The following is an 18764-nucleotide window of genomic DNA, read 5'->3' as shown; positions in this document are numbered from 1 at the left end:
CCTCAGGGATCGCCCATGCTTCCGCTCTCCTCCTCGCAGGAGATCGTCTGGCTGCACGAACAGGTGCAACCGGGCAGCCGCGCCTACAACTTCACCGCCGCCCTCGACCTGTGGGGCACGCTCGACGCCGACGCGCTGAGCCGGGGACTGGCCGCCGCGCTCGCCCGGCACGCCGGTCTGCGGCTGGAACTCGTCGCCGTCGCCGGGGCGATGCCCGGACAGCGGGTCGCCGACGCCTGCGCACCACGCCTGCGCACCGTGGACCTGAGCGGGGCGACGGACCCGGAGGCCGCGTTCCAGGAGCTGCTGCGCACGGAGGCGGAGACCCCGCTCGACACCTACGAGGCGCCGCTGCTGCGCTGGACGCTGGTCCGGCTGGCGGACGACCGGCACCGGCTCGTCCACGTCGAACACCACCTGATCCACGACGGCCACTCGTTCGCGATTCTCCTGCGCGACGTCTTCACCGTCTACCGCGGCCACGTCCTGGGCGAGCCGGTGGAGCTGCCCGCCGCACCCTCGTACGCCGACCACGTCCGTGCCCGGTCGCGGGCCGAGGCGACGGCGCAGCGGCGGGACGGGCTGGAGTTCTGGGCCGGTGAACTGCGCGAGCTGTCCTACGACATGCCGCTGCCCGGCCTGACCCGGCCCGGCACCCGGCGCCGCCACCACGGTGGCCAGCTTCGCCAGTCCATCGGCGCGGATCTGGCCGAACGCCTCCGCGACCACGCCCGAACGCGCGGCCTCACCCCCTTCGCGACGCTTCTGGGCCTCTTCGCCGAACTGCTGCGCCGGCACAGCGGCCGCTCGCAGATGGTGATCGGCACCGCGGTCGGCAACCGCCCGCGCGGCTTCGAAGAGGCCGTGGGCATGTTCGTCAACACCATCCCGCTCCCGCTCCGCCTGGACCCGGCCGCCCCCGCCGAGGAGTCCATGGACGAGGTGACCGACACCCTCTTCCGTGCGCTGCCGCACCAGGAGGTGCCGATCCAGGAGCTGACCCGCGCGCTCGGCCTGCACACCTCGGGCGCGGACAACCCCCTCTTCAGCGTCATGTTCAGCGCCCACGACGCCGAACTGCCCGACATCGACGTCCCCGGCCTGGACATCACCCTCTTCGAGGGCTTCAACACCGGCACCACCCGCTTCGACCTGGACGTCGTACTGCTGCCCGACGACCGGCGCGGCGTCGGCCCCCGGTACGGCGCGGCCGGCATGACGCTGGTCTGGGACTACGACGCCGACATGTTCGACGAGGACGTCGCCAAGCTGCTCGCCGGGCGGTTCCTCGACCTGCTGCGCGCGTATCTCGACAGCCCCGGTACCACCCTCGCGGACCTCGCGCTCCCGCCCGTACCGCCCGTCGTCGCGCCCGCCGCGCCCCCGGTGCCGGACCGCGACCCGCTCGACCCCGCCGGTGCCCACGACCCGTCCCTGCCCGCGCTGCTCGTCGGCGCCCGCCGGATCACCTACGGCGAGCTGGACGACCGGGTCGCCTCGCTCGCGCGCCGGATGCGGGCGGCGGGCGTGAGGGCCGGGCAGCCGGTGGCGGCCGTGCTGCCCCGTGGCGCCGACTCCGTGGTCACGCTGCTGGCCTGCCTGCGGACCGGCGCGGTGTACTGCCCGCTCTCGCCGTCCGACCCGGCGGCCCGACTGGAGCTGCTGTTGGGCCGGCTGGCCCCGGCGCTGGTCCTCACCTCGCCGGACGCCCCCGTCAGCGTGCCCGACGGCCTCCCGACGGCCGCGGTCGACGCCCCGGTGCTGCCGCCGGCGCGCGCGGCCGGAACCGTGCCCGATGCCGCGTACCTCATCCACACGTCCGGCTCGACGGGCATCCCCAAGCCCGTCGCCGTCGGCCGCGGCGCGCTGGAGAACCATCTCACCGGTGCGGCCGCCCGGTTCGGGCTGGCCCAGGGGGACCGGGTGCTGCTGTTCGCCCAGCCGTCGTTCGACGTGGCCCTCGAAGAGGTGCTGCCGTCGCTCCACGCCGGGGCGTGCCTCGTCACCCCCGAGCGCGAGGTACCGACCGGCACCGAGCTCGCCGAACTCCTCGCCGCCGCGCGGGTCACCGTCGCCAATCTGCCCACCAGCTACTTCCTCGCCACCCGCCAGGAGCTGAGCGCGGCGCTCCGCGACGGCCGGTGGGCGCCGCGGCTGCTGGTCCTCGGCGGCGAGCGGCTCCCGGCGGACGTGGTGCGCGCCTTCCTCGCCGGCACCGACACCACCGTGCTCAACGTCTACGGCGTCACCGAAGCCGCCATCAGCTCCACCGTCCACGAGATCACCCGGGACGGCCTCGCCGACGCGGCGGAGATCCCGCTGGGCACCGAGCTGCCCGGCGAACGCGTCCACGTCCTGGACGCCCACCACCGGCCGCTCCCGGACGGCGCCGCAGGCGAACTGGCCATCTCCGGCGCCGGGTTGGCCGAAGGCTATGTGGGCAACCCGGAGGCCACCGCCGCCCGGTTCGTCCGCATCGAGGCTCTCGGCGGCGAGCGGGTCTACCTCACCGGTGACCGCGGCTACCGGGGCCGCGACGGGCTGCTGTACTTCCTGGGCCGTCTGGACCACCAGATCAAGCTGCGGGGCTACCGCATCGAGCTGGAAGAGGTGGAGGCGGCCGCCTCGGCCGCGCTCGGCGGCCGGTCCTGCGCCGTCGTACTGGACCGGGACGCCCCGGGCGGTCCCCGGCTGGTCGGCTTCCTGGAGAGCGCGGACGAGAGCGAGCCGTGGGACGAACAGGCGCTGCACGCGGAGTTGAGCCGCCGGCTGCCGAGCGCCCTCGTGCCCGGACGCTGGGCCCGCCTCGACGCCATGCCGCGCCTGGCCGGCGGCAAACCCGACCGCACCGCGCTCACCCGCGCCGCCGCCGCACTGGAGCCGGCCGCCACCGAGCGGCCCGCCGGCGAAGCGCCGCCGCTGCCCGACGATCCGATGGCGGCGATGCTCGCCGACGGCTGGCGCGAAGTCCTCGGCCACAGCGGCTTCGACATATCCACCGACTTCTTCCGGGCCGGCGGCCATTCGCTGCTCGCCGCGCAGCTTGCCGCCTGGCTGGAGCCGCGGCTGGGGCAGCGCCCGCCGCTGCGCCTGTTCTTCCAGAACCCGGTGCTGGCCGACCAGGCCGCCGCCCTGGCGTCCGTCGGCACCCCCGCCACCGCTCCCGCCGCTTCGACCACCGTGACGGAGTCCCGATGAACCAGCCGATGACCGCACCGACTGCGCCGGGGACCACCGCCGACGGCGCCGGACGAGGCACCCCCCGCCCCGGCGCGCCGAGCGTCGCCCACGGCGCCGCCCCCGCGACCGGTGGCGAGACCGGCGTGCTGGCCCGCTTCGAGGACTGGGCCCGGCGACATCCGCAGGCTCCCGCGGTGGTCGACGGGCTCCACACCTGGACCTACCGCCAGATCGACACCGCCGCGGCCGAGGCCGCCCGCGCCCTGCGCGACCGGGTGCGGCCCGGGGACCTGGTCGGCGTCCTCCTGGACCGGTCAGCCGCGCTCGTGGTGACCGCCGTCGCACTCGCCCGGCTCGGCGCCGTCTACCTTCCGCTGGGCCCCCGCCCCGGCGAACGCCGCACCGACGCCGTCACCGAGGACCTGAACGTCGTCTGCCTGATCGGCGATCCCACCGTCCTGCCGCCCCGCTACCGGACCGCCGACCGGCGCGACCTGGCGCTGCCCGCCGAGGGAGCCAACGCCGCCGCCACCGTCGTCGCGGCGTTCGCCCCGCCCGTCGAGGGCGCACGCTCCGCGCCCGACGGGGCGTTCTACGCCGTGCTGACGTCGGGCTCCACCGGCCGCCCCAAAGCGGTGGCCGTCGACGAGGCCGCCCTCGGCAGGCTCCTGCACTGGTACCGCACCACGACCGCTCTCGCCCCCGGAGACCGGCAGTCCCTGCTGATCGGCGTCGCGTTCGACCCGCACCTGCTGGAGTTGTGGGCCGGGCTGACGTCCGGGGCGGCGCTCGTGCCCGCGCCCGACGAACTCCGCTGGGACGCCGTGCTCCTCGCCGACTGGTGGCGCGAGGCCGGGGTGTCGGTGGCCGTCGCGGCCACCCCGATGGCCGAGCCGCTGCTGGACCGCCCCTGGCCCCAGGACCTGAAGCTGCGTCATCTGACGGTCGGCGGCGACCGGATGCGCCGCCGTCCCGGTGCGGACGTGACCGCCACCGTGCACAACGCCTACGGACCGGCCGAGGCGACCGTGGCCACCACCGCCTTCACCATGAACGCCACCGACAGCGCGGCGGACGCCGACGCCGTGCCTCCGATCGGCCGGCCCCTGCCGGGAGTGACCGTGGTCGTCGCCGACGCCGGCGGCCGCCCCGTCGAGCGCGGCACGGACGGCGAACTTCTCATCGGCGGCAGCAATCTGGCGCTGGGCTATCTGGACCCCGAACTGACCGCGCGCCGCTTCACCACCGTGCCCGAAGACCTCGGGCTGCCCGGAGTGGCACGTCTGTACCGCACCGGCGACCGGGTGCGGATGTCCGCCGACGGCTCGCTGGAATTCCTCGGCCGACTCGACGACCAGGTCAAGATCAGCGGCGTACGGATCGAACCGGCCGAGGTGGAGGCCGCGTTCGAGAAGGACCCGGCGGTCCTGAGCGCCGTCGTCGCCGCGCCCCGGTCCGCCGACGGACGCGCCCGCCTGGTGGCGTACGTACGGGCGGCCGACGGTGCCTCACCCACGGCGGACGCGCTGCTGGACGGCGTACGCGCCTGGCTGCCCGCCCAGGCCGTGCCCTCCGACGTGCGGATCGTGGGCTCCTTCCCCTTGGACGCCAACGGCAAGGTGGACCGTGTCGAGCTGGCCCGCCGCGCGGCCGAGCCCGTCGGCACCACCGCCCCGGCCGGTGCCGGGCCCGCCGGCGCCACCCCCACCGAACAGTTGGTCCTGAACAGCGTCCGCGACCTGCTGGACCGCCCGGCCACCGTCCTGACGGACAACTTCCTCGCGGCCGGCGGCACCTCGCTCCTCGCCGCCCGGCTGCTGACCGTCATCGAGCGGGAGAGCGGCATACGGCTGCGCGCCACCGCCCTGCTCCGCCAGCCGGACCTGCGCGCCGTGGCCCGGCTCATCGACCAGGGGCACGCCGCCCGGCACGCGGCAGGGGCCTGAGATGGCCCGTCGCGCCCTTGCCGTTCCCAGCCCTCCCGACGCCCGGAAGGAACACCCCGTGCCCACCGACAGCACCCCGCCAGCCCCGCACGCTCCGTCCGGCGGTCCCGCGACGGGCGGTCTGCCGGCCCTCGTGGCGGCGCACGCCGCCCGGGCCCCGCACGCCCTGGCCGTCGTGGACGGCGACACCACGCTCACCTACGCGCAGCTCGTCTCCTCGGCCCGCGCGCTCGCCGCCCCGCTGCGCGAGCACGGCGTCCACCCGGGCGACTCCGTCGCACTGCTGATGCCCCGCTGCGCCCGCACCGTCGTCGCCCAGCTCGCGCTGTGGTGGGCGGGCGCCGTGTGCGTACCGCTCGATCCGGCGCATCCGCGCTCGCGTTCCGAGGCCCTGACCGCCGAGGCGGGCGCGACGCTGACCGTCGGCGACCGCAAACTCCTCGAATCCGCGGCACTCCCCGGCGCCACCCTGGTCCTGCCCGACGACTTCGTCGGGGACGGCGACGGCGGCCCCACGGTCGAACCCGGCCCGGACGCCGCGGCGTTCATCATGTTCACCTCGGGATCCACCGGCCGCCCCAAGGGGGTCGCCGTGCCGCACCACGCGATCGCCGAGCTGGTCACCGACCCGGCGTACCTCACCGTCGGCCCCCGCGACCGGGTGCTGTTCCACTCGCCGATGACCTTCGACGCCTCGACCTTCGAGGTCTGGGCCGCGCTGGCCAACGGCGCCGCGGTGGTGGTGTGCACCACCGAACGGCCGTCCTTCGAGGACCTGGCCCGCGACATCGAACGCCACGGCGTCACCCTCGCGTTCTTCACCACCGCCCTCTTCCACCAACTGGCCGCCCGCCGCTCGCGGATCTTCTCGGTGCTGCGCACCGTCATCGTGGGCGGCGAGGCACTGTCCGCCCACCACGCCCGCGAGGTGCTCCGCGCCTTCCCCTGGCTGGAACTCGTCAACGGCTACGGGCCGACCGAGGCGACGACCTTCACCACCGCCCACCGCGTCACCGACGCCGACTGCGACGGCCAGGTGCCCATCGGCCGGCCGGTCGCCGGCGCGACCGTCCACCTCCTGGACGACGCCGGGCGGCCCGTCCCCGACGGCGAGCGCGGCGAACTGTGGATCGGCGGCAGCCGCCTGGCGCACGGCTACACCGGCCGGCCCCAGCTCACCGCCGAAGCGTTCGTCCACCACCCCGAGCGGGGTCGCCTGTACCGCACCGGCGACATCGTCTCGCGGCGCCCGGACGGCAGCCTCGACTTCCACGGGCGCACGGACGACCAGGTCAAGATCCGCGGCTTCCGGATCGAACCGGCGGAGATCGAACACGCCCTGCGCGAGCAGCCCGAGGTGGCGGACGCCGCCGTCACCGTGCACCGCCGCACCCCCGACGACGCGCGGCTCGCCGCCTTCGTCGTGGCCACCGCCGGGCCCGTGCCCCGACCCGCCACCCTGCGCGAACGGCTCGCCGCCGTGCTGCCGGCCGCCCTGCTGCCCGACCACGTGCAGATCGTCGACGCGCTGCCGCTCACCCCCTCGGGAAAGGTCGACCGCCGCGCGCTGACCGGCCTCGTCACCGAGGACGGGCCCGGCACCCCGGCCGGGCCGCTCGGCCCCCTCCAGCAGGCCGTGGCCGAGATCTGGAGCCGGTCCCTCGGCTGTGAGGTGACCCGCCCGGACGACGACTTCCTCGCCCTGGGCGGACACTCCCTGCTCGCGCTCGCCGTCACCGACGACCTCCGCGAGGACCTCGGCGTCGAGCTGACGCTCGCCGACTTCTTCGCCGCCCCCACCGTGGCGGGACACGCCGCACTGGTCGAGCGCGCGCTGCTCGCCACCCACAGCGACCTGCGCCCCGGCGCCCGGGAGGACACCGATGGCCACTGACACCCCGACCGCCGCCGCGCTCCAGGAGGAACTGCTGCGCCGGGCCCGCGCCCGCGCCGCACGCCCCGACCCCGCGCCCGCCCCCGAAGCCGTCCACCACGGGCCCGCACCGCTCACCCACGCCCAGCGCCGCATGTGGCTGATGGACCGGCTCGGCCAGGACAGCGCCTCCTACAGCATCCCCTTCGCCACCCGCCTGCGCGGCCCGCTCGACCCGCACGCCCTGGGCGCCGCGCTGACCTCCCTGGTCCGTCGCCACGAGATCCTGCGCACCCGCTACGGCCAACAGGACTCCGAGCCGTACCAGGAAGTGCTTCCGGCCCCGCCGGAGATCGCCGTCCGCGTCGTGGACACCGACGCCGCCGACTCCCACGCGCTGCTGGTCGCCGAGGCCCGCCGCCCGTTCGACCTCGCCGAGGGCACCGTGCCGCGCGCCCTCGTCCTGCGGCACGGACCGGACGACCACACCGTCCTGTTGACGTTCCATCACATCTCGCTCGACGGCGCGTCGTTGGAGACCGTCGCGGGGGAGCTGGCCGAGCTCTACACGGCCGCCGCCCAGGGCACCCCCGCCGAGCGGCCGGCACCTCCCCAGTACGCGGACTTCGCCCGGCGCGAGCGGACGGCCGCCGACCGCCTCGACCAGGGCCTGCGCCACTGGGAGGAGCGCCTCGAAGGTGTCACACCGCTGCGCCTGCCCCGCCCCGCGAACCCGCCCGCCGACACCGCCACCCGGCCGGCCGCCACCCACACCGTGCCGCTCGACCCCCGGATCCCGGCGGCCCTGCGCGACCTGGGCCGGGAACACCGGGCCACGCTGTTCACCGTGACCCTCGCCGCGGCCTTCGCCGCACTGCACCGCTTCACCGGCCAGGACGACCTGGTGATCGGGGTCGCGGGCACCCACCGCCAGGGCCCGGAAACGCGCGGCCTGGTAGGGCTGTGCGTCAACACCCTCCCGATCCGCGTGAACACCGCCGGAGACCCCGCGTTCAGCACGCTCGTGGAACGCGTCCGGGAGGCGCTGCTCGACGCCCAGCAGCGCCGCGACGTGCCCTTCGACCTCATCCTGGAGCGGCTCGGCGCCGCCGCCCGCGACACCGACGGCACGGCCCTGATCCGGGTGACCGCGGACGTCCTCGGCCAGCCCACGACCCTGCGCCTGCCCGGAACACGGAGCCAGTACGTCGAGGTCAGCCCCGGCGAGGCCAAGTTCGACCTCTCCTTCGCCCTGGTGCACACCGACGCTCCCGCCGCCCTCGTGCAGGTGGGCCGGACCGCACTGGACGAGAAGGCGGCGGCCGGCCTCGGGGCGCACTGGGCCGCCCTGCTCACCGCGGTGGCGGACGAGCCGGGCCGCCGGCTCTCCCGGCTGCCCGCCGCGGCACCGGAGCGCCCGGACGAGCCCGTCGGGCACCCGGCCGAAGCCCTGTTGCGGTCCCACCCCGACGTGGCCGACGCCGCGGTGGTCGAACCGGCCGGCGGCCCGCCGCTGGCCTACGCGGTCCTGCGGGAGATCGGCGGCCCCTCGCCCGCCGAGCTCCGGGCCCGTCTTCGCGCCGCGCTCCCACCGGAGCGGGTGCCCGCCGCAGTGACCCTGCTGGACGCCCTGCCGCGTACGGCGGACGGCGCGCCCGACCTCGCCCGGCTCCCCGGACTGCCGTCCGCTCCCGCGCCGCACGGTCCGCGCGCCGATGCCGTGACCGAAGCCTTCACCGACCTGCTGGGCCACGCGCCCCGGCCGGACGACGACTTCTTCCTCCTCGGCGGCCACTCGCTGATCGCCGTCCAGCTCGCCGAACGGCTGCGCCAGGCGCTGAAACTGCCGCTGACCGGCCTGGACATCATGCAGTCCCGCACCCCGCGCGCCGTCACCGCCCTGCTGGACACGCGCGAGGCGGAGCGCGCCGCAGCGCCCACGCCCGCCCCCTCCCGCCCACGGCGCACACGTGAGGGGACCGTCCTGGTCACCGGCGGCACCGGCGGGGTCGGCGCGTTCGTGCTGCGCGAACTGGCCGCCCAGGGACGCCCGGTACTGGCCCTGGCCCGCCCCGAATCCGCGCACCTGGTCGCCGCGACCGGCGTGGACGTCGTCGAGGGCGACCTCACCGACCTCGACGGGCTGCGTACGGCCGTCGGCAGTGCCGATGCCGTCATCCACGCGGCCTGCACCTTCACCCGTCCCGAGGTCGACGTGGCGGCGATGGCGGCCATGGTCGGCGCCTGGTCGCGCGGCCCGTTCGTCTTCGTCAGCAGCGTGGACGCCTACGGCCGCCCCGCCGACGCGTGGGTGGCGGAGGAGTCCGCCTCGCGGCAGCCGTTGAGCGGGTACGGACAGGCCAAGCTCGACTGCGAAGGGCTGCTGCTGCGGGCCGCCGGATCGCAGGGCCGAGGCGGCGCCAGCGCCGTACGGTCGCCCCTGGTCTGGGGGCCCCACCAGCGGCTGCGGGACCAGTTGCGCTGGGGCGCGACCGGACTGCTCTACCAGGCGGCGCGCGCGGGCCGGCCGATAGACCTCCCGCGGCCCGGTACCCACGGGCACGCCTGGTACGGGGCGGCCTGGGTGCACGCAGCGGCCCTGGCCCGCGCCGTGGTCTCCTGCCTGGACGCCCCCGTACACGGCGTGGCCAACGCCCTCAGCGGCCATGTCGCGTGGCGCGATCTGGCGGAGGAGCTGACCGCACTGCTCGGCGGCGACAGCGAGATCCGCGAGACGGACGAGGTCCACCCGGACCTCGACCACCGCTGGCACTACCACGCCGACCGCCTGGCCCCGCCCCTGCGCGCCCGGCCCGGCGAGGACTGGCGCGCCGTACTGGCCGCGATGGCGGATCCGTCAGAGAAGTGAGCCGCCCGGCCTGAGGCGGGGGCGTTGGCGGGCCCGGGGGCAGCCTCCCGCACGGTGCCGGGGGGATCGAGGGGATCGACACCCTAGGCTGCCACCCGGCACCGGCCCCCACCTCAGGAGCGCATACCGTGTTCGAACCCGCACCGCAGAATCCGTACCCCGACGGCCACCGACCGGACGAGGCGCCCGCCCCGCACGCACTGCTCTCGCCCGTGATCGGCCTGCTGGGTACCTGGCACGGCCGGGGCCAGGGCGGCTACCCCACGCTCGCCGCGGACTTCGCGTACGCGCAGGAGGTCACCTTCAGCCACGACGGCCGTCCCTTCCTCCGCTACGAGGCCCGCGCCTGGCTGCTCGACGCCGACGACGCACCGCTGCGTCCGTCGGCCCGGGAGAGCGGCTGGTGGCGGCTCCAGCCCGACGGCCGGGTGGAGGCGCTGATCACCCAGCCCACCGGCATCGCGGAGATCGCGGTCGGCCGCGCGACCGACAACACGGTCGACCTCGCCACCCACGAGGTGGCCCGCACCCCCACGGCGAAGGAAGTCGACGCCACCCGCCGCCGCTACGTCCTGACCGACGACGACACGCTCACGTTCGTCCACGACCTCGCGGCGGTCGGTCAGCCGTTGCAACACCACCTCTCGGCACAACTGCGCCGCAAGGGGTAGGCCGCGCCGCCCGCCGCGCCGCCCGCCAGGTGCGGCCGGTCGGCCGCCGCACTCAGGGCTGCGGGATCCGCGGACCCGCCGGCGCCGGTCCCAGGGTCGTCGTGCCCCTGGCCGCGCGGTGCCCGAGTCCGGTGCGGTACACGTCCAGCGCCGCCTCGGTGCGGCCGCCCCGGCGCAGCAGGTCGCCCAGCAGGCGGCACAGGTCGGCGAGGTCGCCGCTGGCTCCGCTGCGCTCCAGCAGGGCCAGGGCCTGTACGTAGTGCTCCTCGGCCGCCTCCGGCTCACCCCTCTCCTCGGCGATCAGCCCGAGCAGCCGGTGCGCGCCACCCGCGTGCACCGCGCCGTGCCGGTCGCCCAGTTCCAGGAGGGCCGAGAGCAGGTCGGCCGCCTCGTCGTGCCGTCCCAGTCGCCGTAGGACATCGGCCAGCTCCACCTCGACCTGTGCGGTGTAGAGCGCGGCGCGCTTGGCGGCGAGCATGTCGCGGGCGGTGCGCAACTCCCGTTCCGCCAAGTCGAGTTCGCCGCTCTGTGCCTGGACGTAGCCGCGCATCCAGTGACAGTGCGCGAGATCGGTGCGCAGCCTGAGCTGCCGGTAGATCGCCTGTGCCTTGGCGAGCGAGGCGTCGGCGTCGGCCGTGCGTCCTTCGGCGAGGAACGTGCGGGCCACCTGCCGGTGCATGCCCGCCACCAGAGCCGGGTCGTTGACCTGTGGCGCCAGGGCCAGGGCGAGTTCGGCGGCGTGCGCGGCGCGGGCGTGGGCGCCCATGTCGATGTACGGGCCGATGGCGGCGGCGTACAGCAGTACCAGAGCCTCGGGGTCGGCCAGGCCGCTCGCGCCGAGCTCGTCGATGGTGGACTCAAGGAGATAGCAGGCGTAGCGCAGCTCTCCGGCGAGGAGGTGTGCGAGGGCGCGGCCCCGGATCGCGCGGACGCGGCGGGGGAGGGGTTCACCGGCCAGGAGCCGCTCGGCGGCCTCGAAGTGCCGTCGCGCGTTGGGCAGTTCACCCGTCTCCAGCGCGCAGTCGCCGAGCCCGAGCAGCGCCTCGGCCTGCTCGGGGGCGAGCTGGAGGTGTTCCGCGTCGGTGAGCAGCCGGCGGTAGTGGACGGCTGCCTCGTCGGCGGCGCCCGTTGCGAGTTCCCGCTGGGCGTCGGTCAGGCCGAGTCGCAGCTCGGTGGCCAGATGGGCCGGACGTCCGGTGGCCAGTTCCTCGTACGACGTGCCGAGCTGCTCCGCGAGGAAGCGCAGTGCCGTCTCGGAGGGCCGGAGCTTGCCGGACTCAAGCGTCGAGATGTACGCCGGGGTGTACGAGGGCTCGGCCAACTGCCGTTGCGTCAGGCCGCGTTGGGTACGCAGTCGCTGCACCCGGCGGCCGATCTCGGCCGGTTCGTCCATGGTGACCCCCTGGTTTCTCGAACTCCCCAGTATTCATGGGCAGTAGGCCATTGCGCACGTTCGGAGCCTCCCCTAGTTTAAGTAACTCATTCACCACACTTACTCGCCCACTTAACTTCCGTATCAGGGGGAGGACTTCATGGGTTCCGTCAGACGCAGAGCCGTGGCGGCGACCGTCACGACCGCCGCCCTCACCGCCGTACTGGCCGTCGCACCCGGCAGCGCGGCCGTCGAACCGGCGCCGCCCGGTGGGACCGCGGCCGAGACCCGGGCGCAGATCGAGGTCGAGATACCGGGACCGGAGCACGGCACAGCCGCCGGCGCCGGCCACACCCACGTACCGCCCGGCGGCCGGGCCCAGCGGCAGGCCCGGCTCTCCGGGGCCGAGAGAGCCGCCGACGGCGAGGTCACGAAGCTGATAGACAACGGCTCCACCGCCGACCGGCTGGATGTCGTCGTCATAGGCGACGGCTACACGGCCGCCGAGCTGGCTCGGTTCCGCACCGACGCCAAGCAGAAGTGGGCCGAGGTGGCGGCCGTGGAGCCGTACACGACCTACCAGAACCTCTTCAACGTCTGGACGGTCGACGCCGTCTCGAACCAGTCCGGTGTCTCGGGCGACCCGGACCCGGCCACCGTGCGGGACACCGCCCTCGGCTCGTACTTCTGGTGCGACGACATCGAGCGACTGCTGTGCGTCGACCAGAACAAGGTCGACCGGTACGTGGCGAAGGCGCCGGAGGCCGACCTGGTGATCGTCCTCGCCAACAGCGAGAAGTACGGCGGCGCGGGCTACAACGAGCCCAGCGCGACCCTCGGTTACGAGGGCATCGCCACCGCGTCGGCGGCCAACGAGAAGTCCGGCCAGGTCGCCATCCACGAGACCGGCCACTCCTTGGGCAAGCTCGCCGACGAGTACTTCTACCCCGACGATCCGGACCACGAGACGTACGAAGGCCCCGAGCCGGCCGATTCCAACATCTCCACACTGGCGGCCGACGACATGGCCGGACGGCACGCCAAGTGGTACCGCTGGCTCGGCGAGGAGTCACCCGACGGCGGCACGGTCGGCGCGTACGAGGGCGGCGGCTACTACGTCACAGGGCTGAACCGGCCCACCGACAACTCCCTGATGCGCTCCCTCGGAAAGCCCTTCAACCTGCCCGGTGTCGAGGCGATGATCGCCGGGTTCCACCGCCACGCCCGGGCCATCACCGCTCTCACCCCCAGCAGCAGGACTCTCCGGCACGGAGACACCGCGAAGGTCGCCGTGCCTCGGCTGACGGCCCCGGACGGGCGTCAGCTCAGGGTCCGTTGGTATCTGGACGGCAGGGAGGTGAAGTCGTTCGCGGGCCGCACCGCGGTGCGCGTGTCGGACCTGGGCCTGCGGCCGCGCGACACACGCACGCACAGGCTGTCGGTCACCGCCGAGGACCGCACTCCGGCGGTGCGCGACCCGAAGATCGCCAAGAAGCTGAAAGCCACCACCGGCTGGAAGATCCGGCCGGGCGGCACCAAGCCCGGCGGCCGCGTGAGCTGAGCGGCGGCGCGCACGTGGGGTACGTCCGGCGGCGGCCCGGTGGCCCCTTCGGCGCCGGTCCGGTTCGCCCGAACGTGTCGGTCATGGCATGATCACGCAGCTCCCGTTCTGCGGGGGTTCATCGCAACCGTCCCGTTGTCGTGAGGCGCCGTTCACGGAGGCGACTTCGTCGCGGTGTACCCCACCCCACGTTTCCAAGGGTCCACTTTGCGCAACATCACCAGGCAGGCACTCATACCTGCCCTGACCACCCTCTCCCTGCTGGCCGCGGGCTGTTCGTCGGCCGGTGCCGGCGGCGCCGCCGAGTCCACCGACGCCGGCGGGCCCGGCGGTGCCGCGGCCGCCGCCACCCCGGCCGCCGAAGGGGACGCCGCCGACAAACCCGTCGGCAGCACCACCGCCGACGGACCGCGGCTGTCCGTCGCCGCGGCCCCCGCATCGTCCGGTCCGACCGGCTGGACCGCCGTGGCCCGCCCGTCCGGTGACGGGCACCCGGCGCGGAAGTCCTCGCTGAGAGTCGCCTCGTACGACCGGCACAGCGGACGCGCGGTCATCGCCGGCCCGGCGGACTCCCCGAAACAGCCTCCGGCCACTCCCGCGCCCACCGCCCCCCGGAAGAACGCGGCCGTGGCCGTCGGCGACGTCATCGCGAGCGCGCCCGCCCACGGTGCCCCCAGCGGCGTACTGGCCAAGGTCACCAAGGTGCTGGGCGCGACACGGCAGGGAACCGAGGTCAACACCGCCCCGGCCACACTCGACGCGCTGCTCGGCAAAGGCGAGGCCGACGGGAAGGTAGCCGTCGACCCGGCGGACGTCACGGTCGAGCCGCTGGTCAAGGGCGTGAAGGTCTCCTGGGCCAAGAACGGAGAACGCCGCTTCGGACCCCACGGCGCCACGCTGCCCCTGGGCAGCCTGCGCCTCGACGTCGGAGCGTCGGTCGCCACCGCCGAGCACGTCCCGGCGAACGCCACCGCCTCGATCGCCGGATTCCTCCAGTTGGCCCCCGAGGTGGAGTTCGCCTACGACGGCAGGCGGACACCCGCCACGCCCGCCGCCGGTCCCGGCACCCGCACGGCTCCTGGCGGCGCGTTCATCGGACTGTCCGGTGCCTGGTCCTCGCAGTGGCGGTTCAAGGGCCAGGCCGCCGCCTCAATCGGGAAGGACAAGCCGCTGCGGGTGCCGTTCGCCAAACTGCACGCCGCCCCGGTCATCCAGGTCGGCCCGGTACCGGTCGTCGTCAACCTCGACCTCACCTGCTACCTGGCCGTGGAGGCCGACGGCCGGATCGGCGTCGACGTCAAGCAGGACCTCAAGGGCGACTTCCGGGTCGGCGGCAGCTACACGCGGGCCAACGGCTGGAAGTCCGTCAGCGAGTCCGGCCTGACGTCCACTCCGGCGCGAGCCACCGTGACGGCGGCGGGCCGGGTGAAGGCCGCCTTCGGCACCGAGGCGAGCGTCGGCCTGTACGGCATGGCCGGAGTGAACGCCGACATCGCTCCCTACCTGCGCGGTGAGGCCGCCGCCGAGGCCGCCGGTTCCTCCGACGGGAAGGGCTCCGCCACGGCCGACTGGAAGGTCTTCGGCGGACTGGACCTGACCGGCTCGCTCCAGACCCAGCTCACCGTCTTCGGTACCCCGCTCTTCCAGAAGCGCATTCCCCTGGGCGCCCTCCACCGGGAGTGGAAACTCGCCGCCGGCCACCTCTCGCCCTCCACCCGGCAGCCGCACGCCGACTGACCCCCGAAAACGACGCTCCTCACCACCCAGCCGCCCGGCACAACAAGAGCCCCGGCCCCAGCCATTGCCTGGGCCGGGGCTCGCGGCTTTTGTAATCTGGCGTGAAGTGCACCGCCGCGCTGCGTGTATTCATCAGGTGGGCCGGGTGAGCACGAGGGGGACGAAAGATGCGACGCTTCTCGCGAGCCACGCTCGGCCTCGTCCTGGTGGCCGCCTTCCTGTTGCCGGTGGCCACCAACCTCGCCACCAACGCCGTTCCCGACCGGATCGGCCCCTACCTGTGGCTCTCCTGGCCCGCCGCGCTGCTGCTGGCACTCGTCGTGGCGCTGTTCGAGGCACGCCGGAGCTCGCCGGCGGCCGGGCCGCCCAGCGGGGACGGTGGAAGTGATGACGACGAGGCCCGCGAGCGCCGGACGTTGGAGCAACTCGCCGCGACGGTACGGCGGCAGTGGGAGGAGGAGTCCGGCATCCGCATGCTCCACCGGCCGCAGCCGCTGAACGTGCGCTGGTCGGCAACGCCCCGCCCGGTCGCCGCCCGGCCCGGCGCGGTACTCGGCCGCACTGTGGGCGGGCGCCCGGTGCGGCTCAGGCTGCACGGCCACCTCAACGACGTCGTGACCCGCTACGTCGCTCTGCCCAGACGGCAGTTGGTGGTGCTCGGCGAGCCCGGGGCGGGCAAGACCGTACTGGCCATGGTGCTGACGCTCGGACTGCTGGAGCGCCGCGGCGAGCACGGCGGGCCGGTGCCGGTCCTGCTGTCGCTGTCGTCGTGGGAGCCGCACGGCGAGCATCTCTCCGCGTGGATCGCCCGCCGGCTCGACGAGGACTATCCCGCACTCGCCAACCCGGACGCCTTCGGGCCCGACGCGGCCACCCGGCTGGCCACCGGCGGGCACATCCTGCCCGTGCTGGACGGTTTGGACGAGATGCCCGCACACCTGCGCCCGGCGGCACTCGGTGAAATCGACCGGGCAGCCGCCGGCAGACCCTTCGTCGTCACCTGCCGCAGCACCGAGTACGAGGCGGCCGTCACCTCCAGCGGTCAGGTGCTCGCCACCGCGGCCGTCGTCGAACTCGAACCTGTCGACGTAGGGGAGACGATCACCTTCCTGACCAGCGGTACCGTCACCGACGACATCCGCTGGACCCCCGTCTTCGCCCATCTGCGCGAGCACCCCGCCGCGCCACTGGCCCAAGCCCTGTCCTCCCCCTTGATGGCGTCCCTGGCCCGCACCGCCTACCTGGCACCCGCCACGAACCCCGCCGAACTGCTCGGCAGCCCCCGGTTCCTGGAGCGTGAGGCGATCGAGCACCACCTGGTGGACGCGTTCGTGCCCGCCGTCTACGCCCCGCGTACAGCGGCGCCCGGCCGGCAAGGGCGAGCGGGCGCGGCGCCCGGCTACGCCCCCGAGCAGTCCCTGCGCTGGCTGACCTTCCTGGCCACACACCTGCACCGCCAGGGCACCCGCGACCTGGCCTGGTGGCGGCTCCACCGCGCACTGTCCCTCGGCGGGCGGCTGGCCGCCGCGCTGATACTGGAACTGGTCAGCGGACTGGCGGGAGGACTCGCCGCGGGGCTCTCGGTCGGGCTGGCGGCCGGGGTGACCGCCGGCGCGGCAGCCGCGGTCACCGCCAGTCTGCTGGTGCAGCCCCCCACGTACCCCAAGCAGGTCAACACCCGCCTGCGCGGACGGGGTCGACGCCTCGGCCGCACGCTCGGATCCGGCCTGACCGTCGGACTGGCCACCGGCGTCGGCGCCGGCGTCGGTGCCGGTCTGCTGGCCGATCTCGCGGGCGGACGCGTCGTCGGCCTGCTGGCCGGACTCGTGGCCGGTATCGGCCTGGGCCTGTCCTTCGGCGTCATGGAGTGGCTGAACAGCCCCGTCGACGCCTTGAGCTCGGCCAGCCCGGACTCGCTGCTGCGCCAGGACCGCGCGGTCCTGGCCATCCGCATCGCCGTGGAAACCCTCGGCTCGGGGCTGGTCGCCGGTGCCGTGATCGCTCTGGTCATCGAACGCGAACTGGGCGTACTGGTGGGTCTGACCGTAGGGATCGGCACGGGACTCAGCATCGCAACGGCCGGCCGGCTGGTGGGGCGATTCCAAACCGGACTGCCGGCCAGCACCTGGAGCTGGTTCCTCCTCACCCGCACCTGGTTCGCGCTGCGCGGCGACCTGCCCTGGCGCCTGATGGCGTTCCTCCGCGACGCCCACCGCCGCGGCGTGCTCCGCCAAAACGGTCCCGTGTACCAGTTCCGGCACGCGCGTCTGCAAGATCGCCTGGGCGCGACCGAAGAAGGAACACCCACGTCCGGACCGCCCACAGGGCGAAATCGGCGGTCTGGAACCTGATCACCCGGCTGGGCGTCGTATCAGTCACGTCGTGCTCATGAGCGTGGGTGAGGGCGGATCCGGGGCAGAGGGTGGGACGTGGACGCGGGAGGCCGGTCAGCACGGGCACGCGGGCGGGTCCTCGCCTCGCTCGCCGTGCTGACCGCCGCCCTGCTGGCCTTCCCTTCCGCCGTACCCAACACCGTGGGCCGCTTCGGCAGCCTGCTGGAGACGTTTCTGCCCTGGCTGGGCCTGGTCGTTCCGCTGTTCCTCGCCCTGGCCCTGCGGCGCCGCTCGGTCACCGCGCTGGTGGCCGTGCTGCTGCCCGCGGGCGTGTGGGGGAGCCTCTTCGGCGGGCCGCTTCTGGCCGAGGATCGCGGCGCACACGACATCATGGCGCTCCAGCACAATGTCGGTGACGAGAACACCGACCCCGTGGGCACCGCGGCTGCCCTGACCGAGGCCGCACCGGATGTCATCGCTCTGGAGGAGCTGACGTCCTCCGCGTTGCCGGTCTACGAGAAGGCCCTGGCCTCGGACTACCCCCACCACGCGGTCGAAGGAACGGTCGGACTCTGGTCGAAGTATCCGCTGTCGGACGTGCGGCCGTTGGACATCAAGCCGCGGGGAATTCGGGGGAGTTGGAGCCGTGGGCTGCGGTCCGGAGTCCGTACGCCCTGGGGCGATATCGCGGTGTACGTCGCCCACCTGCCCTCGGTCCGCGTCCGAGGGAACGGCTTCTGTTCCGGTTGGCGGGACGAGAGCGCCGGACTGCTGGGTGCGGCCCTCGCCGCCGAGAAACTGGACAAGGCCATTCTGCTGGGGGACCTCAACAGCACGGTGGACGACCGTGGGCTGGCCCCGGTCACCTCGCGGATGGACTCGACGGGGCAAGCCTTCCCCTTCAGCTGGCCCGCGACCTTCCCCGTGTCCCGGATCGACCACATCATGACCCGCTCGGCGACCGTCACCGGCGTCCGAACACTGCCCGCCACCGGCAGCGACCACCTGCCGATCGCCGCCGACATCGAATTCGAGCCCTGATCGCCGACGGACGGGGCGAGGACAAGCAACGCCGAGCGGCTGCCGAGGTTGGCGAGGTGCGTGTCGAGGGGGACCGTTCGCCTCCAGCGCACTTGGCGGCGTTGGGATCGCGGCTTCTCGCGGGCGCGCGGAAAGTGCCTTCCTCCTGGACCGACAGAAGCCTGGGCCAAGCCCTGTCGTC

General features: G+C 74.3%; 10 protein-coding genes. 9 read left to right on the top strand and 1 reads right to left on the bottom strand.

The genetic code is table 11. The features are described from left to right. Positions 1–15 precede the first annotated feature (15 nt). The 5 genes from ACZ45Z_RS08725 to ACZ45Z_RS08705 all read left to right on the top strand — a co-directional run bounded on the left by ACZ45Z_RS08725 (position 16) and on the right by ACZ45Z_RS08705 (position 10539). Positions 16–3198, top strand: a complete 3183-nt coding sequence (locus ACZ45Z_RS08725) for a non-ribosomal peptide synthetase (RefSeq protein WP_468358266.1) — start codon at positions 16–18, stop codon at positions 3196–3198. 8 nt (positions 3199–3206) lie between these two features. Then, entirely contained in the window at positions 3207–5126 is a 1920-nt protein-coding gene (locus tag ACZ45Z_RS08720; RefSeq protein ID WP_468358263.1) for a non-ribosomal peptide synthetase, read from the top strand. A 58-nt stretch (positions 5127–5184) separates the two neighbouring features. Beyond that, positions 5185–7020, top strand: a complete 1836-nt coding sequence (locus ACZ45Z_RS08715; protein ID WP_468358260.1) for a non-ribosomal peptide synthetase — start codon at positions 5185–5187, stop codon at positions 7018–7020. Next, on the top strand, positions 7010–9868 hold the full coding sequence (locus tag ACZ45Z_RS08710; protein ID WP_468358257.1) for a condensation domain-containing protein: 2859 nt from the start codon (positions 7010–7012) through the stop codon (positions 9866–9868). The genes ACZ45Z_RS08715 and ACZ45Z_RS08710 overlap by 11 nt, the downstream gene beginning before the upstream one ends. A gap of 128 nt (positions 9869–9996) precedes the next feature. After that, a complete protein-coding gene (locus tag ACZ45Z_RS08705; protein ID WP_468358254.1) occupies positions 9997–10539 on the top strand; it encodes a heme-binding beta-barrel domain-containing protein in 543 nt (180 codons plus the stop codon). Positions 10540–10591: 52 nt separating this feature from the next. Here ACZ45Z_RS08705 and ACZ45Z_RS08700 read toward each other — a convergent pair whose 3' ends face one another. Further along, positions 10592–11932, bottom strand: coding sequence for a helix-turn-helix domain-containing protein (locus ACZ45Z_RS08700; protein WP_468358252.1), 1341 nt, complete (start codon positions 11930–11932; stop codon positions 10592–10594). Between the two features lie 139 nt (positions 11933–12071). Between ACZ45Z_RS08700 and ACZ45Z_RS08695 the strand changes: the two genes are divergently transcribed. The 4 genes from ACZ45Z_RS08695 to ACZ45Z_RS08680 all read left to right on the top strand — a co-directional run bounded on the left by ACZ45Z_RS08695 (position 12072) and on the right by ACZ45Z_RS08680 (position 18583). Then, positions 12072–13472, top strand: a complete 1401-nt coding sequence (locus ACZ45Z_RS08695; protein WP_468358249.1) for a M64 family metallopeptidase — start codon at positions 12072–12074, stop codon at positions 13470–13472. Positions 13473–13679: 207 nt separating this feature from the next. Further along, positions 13680–15209, top strand: coding sequence for a hypothetical protein (locus tag ACZ45Z_RS08690; RefSeq protein WP_468358246.1), 1530 nt, complete (start codon positions 13680–13682; stop codon positions 15207–15209). 167 nt (positions 15210–15376) lie between these two features. After that, positions 15377–17560, top strand: coding sequence for an NACHT domain-containing protein (locus tag ACZ45Z_RS08685; RefSeq protein ID WP_468358243.1), 2184 nt, complete (start codon positions 15377–15379; stop codon positions 17558–17560). A 78-nt stretch (positions 17561–17638) separates the two neighbouring features. Then, entirely contained in the window at positions 17639–18583 is a 945-nt protein-coding gene (locus ACZ45Z_RS08680) for an endonuclease/exonuclease/phosphatase family protein (protein WP_468358240.1), read from the top strand. Positions 18584–18764 lie beyond the last annotated feature (181 nt).

The organism is Streptomyces sp. NPDC031210, assembly GCF_055570395.1.
This window is presented reverse-complemented; position numbering and strand designations above follow the sequence as displayed.

Excerpts from the sequence above, each read along its gene's own strand:
- ACZ45Z_RS08685 (WP_468358243.1), top strand. The coding sequence starts at position 15,377 with ATGCGACGCTTCTCGCGAGCCACGCTCGGCCTCGTCCTGGTGGCCGCC.
- ACZ45Z_RS08720 (WP_468358263.1), top strand. The coding sequence starts at position 3,207 with ATGACCGCACCGACTGCGCCGGGGACCACCGCCGACGGCGCCGGACGA.
- ACZ45Z_RS08700 (WP_468358252.1), bottom strand. The coding sequence starts at position 11,932 with ATGGACGAACCGGCCGAGATCGGCCGCCGGGTGCAGCGACTGCGTACC.
- ACZ45Z_RS08710 (WP_468358257.1), top strand. The coding sequence starts at position 7,010 with ATGGCCACTGACACCCCGACCGCCGCCGCGCTCCAGGAGGAACTGCTG.
- ACZ45Z_RS08695 (WP_468358249.1), top strand. The coding sequence starts at position 12,072 with ATGGGTTCCGTCAGACGCAGAGCCGTGGCGGCGACCGTCACGACCGCC.
- ACZ45Z_RS08725 (WP_468358266.1), top strand. The coding sequence starts at position 16 with ATGCTTCCGCTCTCCTCCTCGCAGGAGATCGTCTGGCTGCACGAACAG.